The 13,452-nt window shown below is 67.9% G+C and carries 12 protein-coding genes; 2 read left to right on the top strand and 10 right to left on the bottom strand.

All coding sequences use genetic code 11. From position 1 onward, the window contains the following. Nucleotides 1-113: 113 nt before the first annotated feature. The 7 genes from dapC to RWQ91_RS14395 all read right to left on the bottom strand — a co-directional run bounded on the left by dapC (nt 114) and on the right by RWQ91_RS14395 (nt 6,933). Nucleotides 114-1,220: a succinyldiaminopimelate transaminase gene (dapC, locus tag RWQ91_RS14425; protein WP_314507312.1), complete on the bottom strand. Its 1,107-nt coding sequence runs from the start codon at nt 1,218-1,220 to the stop codon at nt 114-116. 7 nt (nt 1,221-1,227) lie between these two features. Further along, nucleotides 1,228-1,548, bottom strand: coding sequence for a ferredoxin (gene fdxA / locus RWQ91_RS14420; RefSeq protein WP_314507308.1), 321 nt, complete (start codon nt 1,546-1,548; stop codon nt 1,228-1,230). 4 nt (nt 1,549-1,552) lie between these two features. Next, nucleotides 1,553-1,936, bottom strand: coding sequence for a DUF6113 family protein (locus tag RWQ91_RS14415; RefSeq protein WP_314507394.1), 384 nt, complete (start codon nt 1,934-1,936; stop codon nt 1,553-1,555). A gap of 30 nt (nt 1,937-1,966) precedes the next feature. Continuing rightward, nucleotides 1,967-2,281 (bottom strand): AzlD domain-containing protein, encoded by a 315-nt coding sequence (locus RWQ91_RS14410; protein ID WP_314507306.1) that lies wholly within the window; start codon nt 2,279-2,281, stop codon nt 1,967-1,969. Nucleotides 2,282-2,294: 13 nt separating this feature from the next. Further along, on the bottom strand, nt 2,295-3,044 hold the full coding sequence (locus tag RWQ91_RS14405; RefSeq protein WP_314507303.1) for an AzlC family ABC transporter permease: 750 nt from the start codon (nt 3,042-3,044) through the stop codon (nt 2,295-2,297). A gap of 66 nt (nt 3,045-3,110) precedes the next feature. Next, complete coding sequence (typA, locus tag RWQ91_RS14400; protein ID WP_314507300.1) at nt 3,111-5,024, bottom strand: translational GTPase TypA; 1,914 nt, start codon at nt 5,022-5,024, stop codon at nt 3,111-3,113. A gap of 103 nt (nt 5,025-5,127) precedes the next feature. Beyond that, a complete protein-coding gene (locus RWQ91_RS14395) occupies nt 5,128-6,933 on the bottom strand; it encodes an ABC transporter ATP-binding protein (RefSeq protein WP_314507297.1) in 1,806 nt (601 codons plus the stop codon). A 32-nt stretch (nt 6,934-6,965) separates the two neighbouring features. Here RWQ91_RS14395 and RWQ91_RS14390 point away from each other — a divergent pair, with 32 nt between their 5' ends. Then, nucleotides 6,966-7,574: a PH domain-containing protein gene (locus RWQ91_RS14390; protein ID WP_314507295.1), complete on the top strand. Its 609-nt coding sequence runs from the start codon at nt 6,966-6,968 to the stop codon at nt 7,572-7,574. Between the two features lie 11 nt (nt 7,575-7,585). On the opposite strand, the gene RWQ91_RS14385 is transcribed toward RWQ91_RS14390, so the two are convergent. The 3 genes from RWQ91_RS14385 to RWQ91_RS14375 all read right to left on the bottom strand — a co-directional run bounded on the left by RWQ91_RS14385 (nt 7,586) and on the right by RWQ91_RS14375 (nt 12,295). Beyond that, nucleotides 7,586-8,770, bottom strand: a complete 1,185-nt coding sequence (locus RWQ91_RS14385; protein WP_314507292.1) for an ABC transporter permease — start codon at nt 8,768-8,770, stop codon at nt 7,586-7,588. After that, nucleotides 8,767-10,287 (bottom strand): ABC transporter permease, encoded by a 1,521-nt coding sequence (locus RWQ91_RS14380; RefSeq protein ID WP_314507289.1) that lies wholly within the window; start codon nt 10,285-10,287, stop codon nt 8,767-8,769. The genes RWQ91_RS14385 and RWQ91_RS14380 overlap by 4 nt, the downstream gene beginning before the upstream one ends. A 175-nt stretch (nt 10,288-10,462) precedes the next feature. Continuing rightward, nucleotides 10,463-12,295 (bottom strand): ABC transporter family substrate-binding protein, encoded by a 1,833-nt coding sequence (locus RWQ91_RS14375; RefSeq protein WP_314507391.1) that lies wholly within the window; start codon nt 12,293-12,295, stop codon nt 10,463-10,465. Nucleotides 12,296-12,510: 215 nt separating this feature from the next. Between RWQ91_RS14375 and RWQ91_RS14370 the strand changes: the two genes are divergently transcribed. Beyond that, nucleotides 12,511-13,293: a CPBP family intramembrane glutamic endopeptidase gene (locus tag RWQ91_RS14370; protein ID WP_314507285.1), complete on the top strand. Its 783-nt coding sequence runs from the start codon at nt 12,511-12,513 to the stop codon at nt 13,291-13,293. Nucleotides 13,294-13,452 lie beyond the last annotated feature (159 nt).

Below are 13,452 nucleotides of genomic sequence, written 5' to 3'. Positions count from 1 at the left end.
CGTGATGACGTGGGATGCCGCGCCACCGCGCCTTTACAGCCTAATGGGCGCGTCGGCATACTGCGGACACCGCCAAAGGCCAGCGGCATCACCTGGAGGAATGCTCTTATCGGTCAGAGTGATCTGAGCCGCTGCGCCGCGGCGCCGACACGCTCGTCGGTCGCGGTGAGCGAGAGGCGGATGTGCTGCGGGAAGTGCCGGCCGTAGAAGTGGCCGGGGCCGGCGAGGATGCCGGCCTCGGCGAGGCGGCCGAGGCTGTCCCACGCGTCCTGTCCCTCGGTCGCCCAGAGGTAGAGCCCCGCCTCGCTTTGGTCGATCCGGAATCCGGCCGCCTCGAGCGCGGGCCGCAGCACGGCGCGGCGAGCACGGTACCGCTCCTTCTGGTCCGCGACGTGCCCGTCATCGCCGAGGGCGGCGATCATGGCGGCCTGCACGGGGGCGGGCAGCATCAGCCCGAGGTGCTTGCGCGCGGTCAGCAGGCGCGCGAGGATCTGCGGGTCCCCCGCGAGGAAGGCGGCTCGGTAGCCCGCCAGATTGGACTGCTTGCTCAGGGAGTACACCGACAGGATGCCGCGCGTGTCGCCGCCGGTGACCTCCGGGTCCAGCGCGGACGGGATTGGCCGGCCGTCCCACGGAGCGTCCCAGCCCAGCTCCGCGTAGCACTCGTCCGAGGCGAGCACGGCGCCGAGCTCGCGAGCGCGCCCGACGGCAGAACGCAGGAATGCGGCATCCAGCACGCGTCCGTCGGGGTTGCCCGGCGAATTCAGCCACACCAGGCGCGTGGCCTTCGGCCAGGAGGCGGGGTCGTCGGCTGCGACAGGTGTCGCGCCGACCAGATGCGCCCCCACCTCGTACGTCGGGTAGGCGGCTTGCGGGTGCACGACGACGTCCCCGGGTCCCACATCCAGCAGCAGCGGCAGCAGGGCCACGAGCTCCTTCGAGCCGATCGTGGGCAGCACGTGGTCGGGCGAGAGCCCGCTCACCCCGCGACGGCGTGCGTACCAGTCGACGATCGCCTCGCGAAGCGCCGGCGTGCCGACCGTCTGGGGGTAGGCGTGCGCGTCGGTGGCCGCGCGGAGCGCGTCTGCGACCACCGCGGGCGTCGGGTCCACCGGCGAACCGATGGACAGGTCCACGATGCCGTCGGGGTGCGCGCGGGCACGCTCGGCATACGGAGCGACGGCGTCCCAGGGGTAGTCGGCGAGGTCAGCGACGCCCATCGTTTCGCTACGGAACCTGCGGCGGGAGAGCGTCGATGATCGGGTGATCCTTGTGGATCACCCCGACCTTCGCGGCACCGCCGGGCGAGCCCACGTCTTGGAACCACTCGACGTTGGCCTTGTAGTAGTCGGCCCACTCTTCGGGGAGGTCGTCCTCATAGTAGATCGCCTCGACGGGGCAGACCGGCTCGCAGGCACCGCAGTCCACGCACTCGTCGGGGTGGATGTACAGCATCCGGTCGCCCTCGTAGATGCAGTCCACGGGGCATTCGTCGATGCAGGCGCGGTCTTTCACATCCACACAGGGAAGAGCGATCACATACGTCACGTGGCTAGTCTAATTCGCCCACGGGGGCGCCGTCGGCTTCGACCGGCCGCGCGCGGCTGGGCCATGCGACCACGAGCACGACGAGGATCGGCACCGAGACCGTCCACACGATCGCCAGCTCCGTCTGCTCCACGATGACCGAACCCCCGGGCCCGGTCCCCGAGAAGACGAGGGTCGCGATGATCATGCCGACGCCGCTCGCGAGCGCGGCCCACCGATCCGCCGTCAGCAGCCGGACCGCTGCCAGCAGGGCCGCACTGCCGATGATCGCCAGCACCAGGCCGAGCGGGAACCAACCGAGACGGTAGGCATGCGCGATCGTGCCGGCGAGCCCGTACACGGCTCCCACGAAGAACGCGACCAGCAGAGTCGCCAGGCGCGGGAGCATCGTCTTCACGCGGGCAAGCCTATGCGCATGCTAGGCGGCCCAGCCCCACAGGCGCAGCAGTCCGGCCGTGAGCGCTGCTCCGGCGACCACGACCAGGAACGGCGCGCGCAGCAGCAGCAGACCCGCCGCGACCAGCACCGCGGGAATGCGCGCGTCGATCTCGATCGCCTGGCCGTGACCCAGGGTCTGCACGGCGACGAGCGCGGACAGCAGCGCGACCGTCAGCAGGTCGGCGATCCGCGCCGGTCGCGGAGCCTCGAGGAACCGCTGCGGAATGAGATAGCCGAGCGTTTTCAGTGCGACGCAGATGATGGCGGCGACCAGCACCGCGCTCCACAGCGTCATCCTCGCCCGCCCTTCATGGCAGACCCACCCGCTCGGGGGAGTCGTCCGGCTCGTCGGGGGCGGCATCGGCTTCTCCCAGCCAGTTGAACCACCCCACCACGACGGCCACGATCGCCGCGACGATCACGGGGATGCCGGGCATGAGCACCGGAGTGAGCATCGTCGCCACCACGGCGGCGGCGATGCCCACCGCGATGGGCTGTCGATGCTTCAGCCTCGGCCACAGCAGCGCCAGGAAGGCCGCCGCGGCCGCGGCATCCAGTCCGTACGCCCGCGGATCGCCGAGCACATCGCCCAGCAGCGCGCCGGCGAGGGTGGAGATGTTCCACCCGACATAGATCGCGATGCCGGTGACCCAGAAACCGTGGATGCGCGCCCGCCGCGTCGTCTGCGCGAGCGCGACCGCGGTGGACTCGTCGATCGTGAACTGAGCTGCGGCGGCGCGCCGCCAGAACCCGGTGCCGATCACGGGAGACATCCGCATGCCGTACGCGATGTTGCGGACGCCGAGGAGGGATGCCGATGCGATCGCGGCCGGAGCGGCCGGCAGACCGCCCGCGGCGATCACTCCGACGAACGCGAACTGCGAACCGCCGGTGAACATCACCAGGCTCATGACGCACGTCTGCCAGACATCCAGGCCGGCCGCCACGGCCAATGCGCCGAAGGACACCCCGTAGGCGCTCGTCGCCAGAGCGACACTCAGTCCCTGCCTGCGGGCACGCCGGCCCTCGGCATCCGGTGTCGCGGGCTCGGCGGTCACCCGCCCGAGCCTACCGAGGGGCGCGGCCCGTCGTCACAGGCCGCACGTGCACCCGTGGACCGGACCTCAGACGCCGGCGTCCTGGCGCTTCAGGCGCGAGGTCGCGCGGGCGCGCTCGGTCTGATCGAGGTTCACCTTGCGGATGCGAACGATCTCGGGGGTCACCTCGACGCATTCGTCATCACGCGCGAACTCGAGGCTCTCCTCGAGCGACAGCTGGCGCGGAGGGGTCATCGACTCGAACGTGTCGGAGGTGGACTGACGCATGTTGGTCAGCTTCTTCTCCTTGGTGATGTTCACGTCCATGTCGTCGTTGCGCGAGTTCTCGCCGACGACCATGCCCTCGTAGACCTCCTGGGTCGGCTGGACGAAGAACGACATGCGCTCCTGCAGCGCGATGATCGCGAAGGGGGTCACGACGCCGGAGCGGTCGGCCACGATCGAGCCGTTCTGCCGGGAGACGATGTGACCGGCCCACGGCTCGTAGCCGTGCGAGATGGCGTTGGCGATGCCGGTGCCGCGGGTGGTCGTGAGGAATTCGGTGCGGAAGCCGATCAGACCGCGCGAGGGCACGATGAACTCCATGCGCACCCACCCGGTGCCGTGGTTGGTCATGTTGTCCATGCGGCCCTTGCGGGCGGCGAGCAGCTGGGTGATCGCCCCGAGGTACTCCTCGGGCGCATCGATCGTGAGGTGCTCGAAGGGCTCGTAGGTCTTGCCGTCGATCTTCTTGGTGACCACCTGCGGCTTGCCGACGGTCAGTTCGAATCCCTCTCGGCGCATGTTCTCGACGAGGATAGCCAGCGCCAGTTCGCCGCGGCCCTGCACCTCCCACGCGTCGGGACGCCCGATGTCGACGACCTTGAGCGACACGTTGCCGACCAGTTCGCGGTCGAGGCGGTCCTTGACCATGCGCGCGGTCAGCTTGTGACCCTTGACCTTGCCGACCAGCGGGCTGGTGTTCGTGCCGATCGTCATCGAGATGGCGGGGTCGTCGACGTGGATCTGCGGCAGCGGACGCACGTCGTCGGGGTCGGCGATCGTCTCGCCGATCGTGATGTCGGGGAAGCCGGCGATCGCGACGATGTCGCCGGGAGCGGCGCTCTCGGCGGGGTAGCGCTCGAGCGCGCGGGTCTTGAGCAGCTCGGTGATGCGGGCGCTGCTGACGGTGCCGTCGGCGCGCACCCAGGCAACCGTCTGCCCCTTCTTCAGCGTTCCGTTGAACACGCGCAGGAGCGCAAGGCGACCGAGGAAGGGACTGGAGTCGAGGTTGGTGACCCAGGCCTGCAGAGGAGCCTCGTCGTCGTAGACCGGCGCGGGAACGTGCTGGAGGATCGCCTCGAACAACGGTTCGAGGTCGTCGTTGTCGGGCAGCGTGCCGTTCTCGGGCCGGTTGCGGGATGCCGCGCCGGCGCGACCGCTCGCGTAGACGACCGGGACATCCAGCAGAGCATCGACGTCGAGGTCGGGCACGTCATCGACCAGGTCGCTCGCCAGGCCCAGCAGCAGGTCGTGCGCCTCCTCCTCGACCTCCGCGATGCGGGCGTCGGGGCGGTCGGTCTTGTTGACCAGGAGGATGACCGGAAGCTTCGCCTCAAGCGCCTTGCGCAGGACGAACCGGGTCTGGGGCAGCGGGCCCTCGCTCGCATCGACGAGCAGCACCACGCCGTCGACCATCGACAGGCCTCGCTCGACCTCCCCGCCGAAGTCCGCGTGACCGGGCGTGTCGATCACGTTGATCGTGACGGGGCCATCGGTCGCGTGCAGGCCGGAGTAGGTGATCGCCGTGTTCTTGGCGAGGATCGTGATGCCCTTCTCGCGCTCGAGATCGTTCGAGTCCATGGCGCGCTCCTCCATGTGCTCGTGCGAGCCGAACGAGCCCGTCTGACGCAGCATGGCGTCGACGAGGGTCGTCTTGCCGTGGTCGACGTGGGCAACGATCGCGACGTTGCGGAGGTCTGAACGGAAAGCGCGCACCATGAAAAATCCTTGCGAAACGGGGAAGCGCCCGGAGCCGGGCACCCCCAGTCTACCGGGCGCTTCCTGAGCGTCCCTCTTCCGCCCCGCGCGAGGCGGGTGCTGCTCACTCCGAGGCGCGCTCCGCGGACAGGAGAAGTGCGCGCGCCTCGCGGCGCTCCTTCTGCTGGGCGGGGTCGGGCACCGGCACGGCGGCGATGAGTCGCTGCGTGTACGCATCCGTCGCACCGCGCAGGATCTCGTCGCGGGTGCCGATCTCGACGAGCTTGCCGAGGTGCATCACCGCGATGCGGTGGGCCAGGATGTCCACGACCGCGAGGTCGTGGCTGATGAACAGGCAGGCGAACTGCAGCTCCTGCTGCAGTTCCTGCAGCAGATCGAGGAACCGCGCCTGCACCGACACATCCAGCGCCGACGTCGGCTCGTCGGCGACGAGCAGCTCGGGCGCGAGTGCGAGCGCGCGGGCGATGCCCACGCGCTGGCGCTGACCGCCCGACAACTCGTGCGGGAAGCGGTTGCGGTAGGAGCGGGGCAGCTCCACCTGGGAGAGCAGGGTCTCGACCCGTCGGTCGAGATCCTTGCCCTTCGCTTCGCCGGCGAGCAGGATCGGCTCTCCGATGGACTGCCCGATCGGCATGCGGGGATTGAGCGAGGAGGCCGGATCCTGGAAGACGATGCCGGTGCGCCGGCGGATAGCGAACAGGTCCTTCTGCGACGCCTGGGAGATGTCGTGGCCGACGGCGGTCAGCTTGCCCTCCGCGATCGGGATCAGGCCGATCGCGGCGCGCCCGAGCGTGGTCTTGCCCGAGCCGGACTCCCCCACGAGGCCGACGATCTCGCCCGGAAAGATCTGCAGGTCGATGTGCTCGGCCGCGCGGAAGGCGGGCACGCGGCCGCGCTTGGGGTAGTCGATCGCCACGTCCTCGAACGAGAGCACGGGAGCCCGGATCTCGCCCGGCTCCTCCGCGGCGGCATCCGTCGCCCGCTCGCGGATGGCCGCGATCGCCGGAACCGTCGAGGTGTCGCTGGCGACCTCGGACTCCTCGATGTCGACCTCTTCGAGCACGCCCAAGCCGAGGTGCGGCACCGATGCGAGCAGCTGCTGCGTGTACGGGTGCTGCGGGTCGTGGAAGATCTGCGCGACGGTTCCAGATTCGACGACCTCGCCGCTCTTCATCACCATGATGCGGTCCGCGAGGTCGGCGACCACGCCCATGTCGTGTGTGATCAGGATGATGGCCGAATCCAGGCGCTTATGGAGGTTGCGCAGCAGATCGAGGATCTCGGCCTGCACTGTCACATCCAGCGCCGTGGTGGGCTCGTCGGCGATCAGCAGCAACGGGTCGCACGAGATGGACTGGGCGATCATGGCGCGCTGACGCTGGCCGCCGGAGAGCTGGTGCGCGTACTTGTTGAACGACACCTCGGGGTTCGGCATCTCCACGAGGCGCAGCAGCTCGATCGCGCGCTCCTTCGCGACCGAGGGCGCCATGCCGCGGTCGTGTGAGCGCAGTGCCTCCATGATCTGGAAGCCGATCGTGTAGACGGGGTTCAGGGCCGTCATCGGCTCCTGGAAGATCGGCGCGATCTCATTGCCCCGCAACGAGCGCAGCGTGGCGTCGTCGACTCCGCGCAGCTCGCGACCGAGCAGCTTGATCGACCCCGTCACGCGCGCGTTCTCGGGCAGCAGGCCCAGCAGCGCCATGGCGCTCGTGCTCTTGCCCGAGCCGGATTCACCGACGATCGCGAGCACCTCGCCGCGGCGGACGACGTAGTTCATGTCGATCGCGGCGGGGTAGAACTCCCCCTCCACCCAGAACTCGACGCCCAGCTTGTCGACCTCGAGGATCATCTCGGGGAGGGCCTGGTGCGACGCCGCGATCTCGGCGGCGATGCCCGTCGTGTCAGTCATTTCGATGTGTCCCATCTGCGAAGCTTGAGGTCATGGCGTTCCAGGAGGTTCTGTACCGGCCGGCATTCGGCCGCACGCTCGCTGTCGTGACCGTGGTGGTGTGCGCATTCGGTGTGGTCGCGCTGTTCTGGGGGGATGCGGCATCCGCGATCCGCTACGTCTGGCCGATCATCCTGATCGGAGCGGTCGCGTGGGCGCTGTTCTGGCGACCGAGCCTCCGGATGCAGGAGCACGGCGTCACGGTCGAGAACGTCTTCCGCACCTTCTTCATCCCCTGGCCCTCGATCCAGGACATCGACACCCGATACTCGCTGACGATCCACACCACCCGCGGAAACGTGCCCGTCTGGGCGACGCCGGCGCCCGGGCGCCACCGCGCCTTCGGGCTCGCGCCCAAGGACTTCGACGGCGTCGGTCAGACCGCCCGCGGCGAGCACGGGAGCCTCCGTCCGAGCGACGCGCTGAGCACGCCGTCCGGCAATCTGGCGCAGGCGATCCGTGGCCACTGGGAGCAGCTGAGGGATGCCGGCGCCTTCGCGAGCGGAGAGGATCCCGACGCGTTCACCATCACGTGGCACTATGCCACGGTCACGGTGATCGCGGCGCTGTCCGCGGCGACGGTGATCGGTCTGCTGGTCTAGCAGCGTCACCGTCACCGCTCCGGATTGAGGGGCTCGCCCTGCGCGTCGCCGGGCTCCTCGGGTCGCGGGTCGTGATAGTTCGCGACGTCCCCGGTGTAGACCGCCTCCAGGGGCATCGTCACGCTGTGCGGCTGCTGCGGCTCGGTGCGGTCGAGGATCGGAGCCACCGGTCCCCCGGCACGGCCGGCGCGGCGCATCGCGCGTTCGCTCGGCATCTTCTTCTGGCGCGGGTCGAACGCGTCGCGGAGGCCGTCGCCGATGAAGTTGACGCACAGCGCGATCGCGATGATGAAGATGCCGGGCCACCAGAACAGCCAGGGACGCGTCGAGAACGCGGCCTGGTTGTCGGAGACGATCTTTCCGAGGGAGGTGTCGGGCGGCTGGACCCCGAAGCCGAGGTAGCTCAGCGCCGACTCGAGCAGGATGGCACCGGCCATGAGCAGCGTCGCGTTCACGACGATCACGCCCACGGCGTTGGGCAGGATGTGGCGGAAGATGATCCTCCGGTCCCGCGCACCCGACACTCGTGCGGCATCCACGAATTCGCGCTCGCGCAGGGTGAGGAACTCGCCGCGCACGAGGCGGGCCATCGTCGTCCAGGCGAACACGCCGATCACGATGCCGAGCACCGAGGCGCCCAGGCTGCCGAACGTCTTGCCGAGCACGGCGCCGATGACGATGAGCGGGATCGTGATGATGACGTCGGTGAAGCGCATGAGCACCGAGTCCGTCGCCTTGCCGTAGTAGCCGGCCACGGCGCCGATCACGACGCCGATCACCGTCGCGACCACGCCGGCGATGACCATCACCATGAGCGACTGCTGCGCACCGCGCATCACGACCGCGAAGATGTCGCGGCCGACCTCGTCCTGACCGAACGGGTGCTCGCCCCAGTTGAGGGGGATCAGGCTCAGCGTGGGGATGCCGTTGTTCAGCTTGGGGGTGATCTCGGTCCAGGTGTAGATCCACCAGCCCGGGATCTTGATGCCCCAGAGGTCGACGCCGACGGAGGTGAATGCCAGGACGACGATGAACGCGAGCACGATCATGGCGATGAGCGCGCCGCGGTGGCGGAAGAACCGGCGCCGGACGATCTGTCCCTGGCTGAGGCCCTCGGTCTCCTTCTGCTCGATGGAGATCTCGGCGACGGCAGCTGCGGCGTTGACGTCGGGACCCTGCGTGACTGTGGTGTTCATGAGCCCACCTTGATTCTCGGGTCGAGGGCCGCGTAGACGAGGTCCGCGATGAGGTTGAAGAGCACGGCGAGCGTGCCGGTGACGACGAAGAACGCCATGACGGGGTTCGGATCGACGTGGTTGATGCCGTCCACGAACAGGCGGCCCATGCCGCTCCAGCCGAACACGGTCTCGGTCACGACCGCGCCGCCGATGATGGCACCCACGTCGAAGGCGATGATCGTGGTGATCGGGATGAGCGCATTGCGGAAGGCGTGGCGGACGATGACGGTGCGCTGGGTGAGGCCCTTGGCCCGCGCCGTGCGGATGTAGTCCTGGTTCATCACCTCGAGCAGGCTCGCCCGGGAGTACCGCGTGTAGCTCGCGAAGGAGATCAGGATGATCGCGATCGTCGGCAGCAGCAGGTGGGTGAACAGGTCGATCCCCTGCACCCAGAAGTTGCCGCCGAGGCCGGGGGTGGAGGCGCCGACGGTGGCGATCGGACGCCCGCGCACCCGACTGGAGTTCGAGTAGACCTCCCAGTAGGACATGTACTTGTCCAGCGCGATCAGACCGGCGGTGAGGAAGCCGACGATCGCGGTGGTGCGCACGACGGGCCCGCGGTCGGCGCCGCCCATGAAGAAGCCGATCAGGCCGCTGACGACGATCGAGAGCACCATGAGCAGCAGGAAGAACCAGATGGTCATGCCGTTGAGGATGTAGTTGACCATCGGGAAGTACAGGGCGATGCCCAGCAGCGCGACGACGAGCGACGCGTAGAGCGCCCGGCGATTGCGCAGACCGGTGGAGATGGCCGTGACGCCGAACGCGATGCCGATGGCCGACGCGCTGTACACGACGATGCCGATGGTGGGATCGGCGAACCAGTGCGTCGCCGACAGGTAGGCCAGCACGGCGGCCGTGGCGACCGCGGCGGCCCCGAACACGATGAGGCGCTTCCTCGCCTTCCCGCCCAGCAGCGACATCCAGAGGAAGCCGGCGATGATCGATATCAGGATGATCGCCGGTATCGCTATCGTCGGATCGGCCAGCCAGTCGTTCAGCCGGATCGCACCGTACTGCTTCAGCAGCACGGCCACCCAGAAGATCGGCAGCGAGAAGAACAGGAACGACACCAGCGTCACGCTGTAGTCGAAGCCGCTGTACTGGCGCAGAGCCGAGACGATGCCGACCGTCAGGCCCAGGATGATGGCCACCACGGTCGCCGTCGTGACCAGCGTCAGCGTTGACGCGATCGCGTTGGAGAGCAGGATGTTGACCGGCTGGTTCTGGACGCTGACGCCGAAGTCACCCCGGAACAGCGCTCCGAGCCAGAGGAAGTAGCGCAGCGGGGGCGGGACGTCGAGGTTGAGGAGCTTGGTGCGAGCTTCGATGAGCTCGGCTTTGTTCGGGGCATTGCCCTGTCTCAGCTCTTCGAGGGGATCGCCCGCGAAGGTGGTGAGGATGTACATCAGGAACGTCGCGGCGAAGAGCACGAAGATCGACGCGATCAACCGCCGGATGATGAATGAAGCCATGTTGTGGCCGCCTGCCAATCGGTGAGTCAGCGGGAACAGGCCGCGCCGGCGTCGTCACCGGCCGCATGCTCTACCACTGCGAGAAGTGTAACGGGTGAGGTGCAGGCCCCCGGGAGGACCTGCACCTCACCTCGGTCGATCCGAGCCGAAGCTCAGAGCGGAACCGCTACAGCTGTCAGCCCTCGTCCGAGCCGCTGTCCGTCACTGCCCAGTCCCAGGCGTTCCAGAAGATCGTGGGGGCGAGGATCGACGGGTCGATGCCCTCCACACGGTCGCTGAAGGCGGTGACGCCGGGGAACTGGAAGATGGTGACTCCGTAGAAGTCACTCCACAGGATCTTGTCCATCTCCTGCTGCAGTTCGATCTGCTTGTCTGCGTCGAACTCGACGTTCAGCTGCTCGACGAGAGCATCCACGTCGGGGTTCGAGTAGAACGTCAGGTTGTTGATGCCACCGGTCTGGAACGTCGGCAGCGAGTTCGTCACGCCGAGGCTCGTCGACTGCCATCCGAAGAAGGCTGCGTCGTAGGCACCGGGGGTGCCCAGCAGGCCGCCCCACTGGTCCGAACCACAGTCGGTCACGTTGAAGCCGGCCTGGTTGGCCGACGCCTGGATGAGAGCGAACTCGTTGACGCGGCGGGGGTTGTTCGTCGCGTAGAGGATGCAGACCGAGGTGTCGGTGATGCCCGACTCGGCCAGCAGCGCCTTGGCGCCCTCGATGTCGACGTCCGCGAACGCCTCGGAGCCGTTGTTGGCGACCGACTCGTCGTAGCCCTCGGCACCCGGCACGAACAGCTGCGAGCTGCGCAGGAGCGCGTCCTCGCCGGCGATCGGGACGATGAGCTTGTCGAGGATCTCCTGGCGGGGAACGGTCTTGAGGAACGCCTCACGGACCTTGGGGTTCGAGAAGATGTTCTCCGGGTTCTTGCCCTGGTCGAACTGCAGGTCGAGGTGCTCGTACGTGCCCTCCGAGCCGGTGATGACCGTGATGCCGTCGAGCGCATCGAGGGCCGTCTTGATGTCGGCGGTCGCCTGCGGCGAGATGATGTCGACCTCACCGTTCTCCAGCGCCTGAACCGCGGCGAGCGGGTCGGGGATGAAGCGGATCGTGATCTCCTCGATGTTCGGCTTGTTGTCACCGGTGTACTCGGGGTTGGCGGTCAGCGTGATGTACTGCTCGGCGACGAAGTCGCTGATCACGTAGGGGCCGCTCGCGAGGTAGAGCTCGGTGTCATCCGGCAGCTCGGTGAAGTTGAAGCCCGAGTTCCAGAAGGACGAGATCGGCGCGAGCGCTGCGTCGTCCTTGTTCTGGATCGCGTCGATGACGGCCTGCTTGGCCTCGGCGTTGTCCTCGATGCCGAGCGCGTTCTTGCCCACGACGTGCGCCGGCAGCGGCGACGGGAACGACAGCTCCCAGTCGACGAACTGCGCGTCGTACTTCATCGTGATCGACTTGCCGTCGTCGCCGATCTCGGGGGTCTCGGTGACCAGGCCCAGGCCCGCGGTGGGCGTGGCGCCGGAGTCGAAGTAGACCACGTCGGTCGGGAAGGCGTCGGTGAACTCACCCGTGTCCGGGTCGGTGAAGTCGGCCGGGTCGAAGTCCGGGGTGTCGAGCGAGCGCGAGAGCGCCGCCCACTCCAGCAGCAGGTCGGCCGCGTCGATGTCCGTGCCGTCCGACCACTTCACGCCGTCGGCGATCGTGTACTTGACGGTCAGCGGGTCCTCGTTGACGACCTCGTACGAGCCGAAGGACGTGTCCTTCACGAGCTCGGGCGTGTTGTTGTAGTAGTTGAAGCCCGCGAGCGTCAGGTAGGTGATGTTGTTGTTGGCGGTCGCGTTGCCGAACGAGGTGTTGCCGTTGTACGAGTAGAACGGCTGATTCCACGCGGCGGTGATCGACGATCCCTCGACCAGTCCCGAGTCGTCGCCGCCACCTTCGGTGGCCGCGCAACCTGAGATGACGAGTGCGCCGACTGCGGTGAGAGCCACCGCCGCCGAGATGCGCTTCATTCTCACTGATTCCTCCTGTGCAGGGTTTGTGCGCACACGACAGCACAGAGTCTGCCCGGGGCGCGGATAGGGAAACGATAAGCACGCCGCCTGTGATGTTCATAACGACTCGCGAAAACGTTACAGAGCCTTAACTCAATCGACGTTGAATGTGGCAATCTGACAAGATGACCTCCTCGTCGGGTGCCTCGGATGTGAGGTTTACCACTGGCCCGATGGACCGCGTCCGCATCCGGTGGGAGATCGGCATCGTCCTGGCCATCACGGTCGGGCAATCCGCGCTGTATTCGGTGCTCTCGCTGGTGCGCGCGTCGCTGCGGACGACGCCGATCGGGCAGCAGCAGACGCAGCTGAATCCGAATCGGGATGCCGAGATCCTGTGGAACGTGCTGTACCAGTTCCTGGGCATCGTGTTCGCCCTGGCGCTGGTGGCCCTGGTTCTCTACCTTCTGTGGGAGCCCGGGCAGAACGCACTGCGACGCATCGGACTGGACTTCACGCGTTTCGGCGGGGACCTCGGACGCGGCATCCTGCTCGCCGCCGTCATCGGCATTCCGGGCCTCGGCCTGTACGCGGTCTCGCGGTTGCTCGGGATCAACGTCGCGGTCGTGGCCTCGCCGCTGGATGCCGCGTGGTGGACGGTGCCCCTTCTGCTGCTGTCTGCCGTGCGCGCGGGCCTGACGGAAGAGGTCATTTTCATCGCGTACCTGTTCGACCGGCTTCGGCGCCTGGGGTGGTCGTGGTGGGCGATCATCCTGTCGACCGCGGCGCTTCGCGGCGCGTACCACGCCTACCAGGGGCTCGGAGCGATCGTCGGCAACTTCGTGATGGGCGTGGTGTTCGGCTGGTGCTATCGCCGGTGGGGCCGGGTGATGCCCCTCGTGATCGCGCACACGCTCCTGGACATCGTCGCCTTCGTCGGCTATCCCCTGGCCGCCGCGCTGTGGCCGGGAATCTTCGCTCCGGCGCCCACCCCGTCCCCGACCCCGAGCCCCTAGCCCTCTTCTCGCTGAGACGACAACTGCGCGTCGAAACGATGGGGATCACCCACGGTCTCGCCGTGCAGTTGTCGTTTCACCGTGCCAGAGGCCCCTCCTGCACACGGTGCGCCCGCGTAGTCGTTGTCCACAGGTCGGGCACGGGCCGCTCCGAACCGT

Source organism: uncultured Microbacterium sp., from assembly GCF_963524805.1.
Taxonomy (GTDB): Bacteria; Actinomycetota; Actinomycetes; order Actinomycetales; family Microbacteriaceae; genus Microbacterium.
Note: the sequence above shows the minus strand (reverse complement) of the source record. Positions and strands in the feature narration are given on the sequence as shown.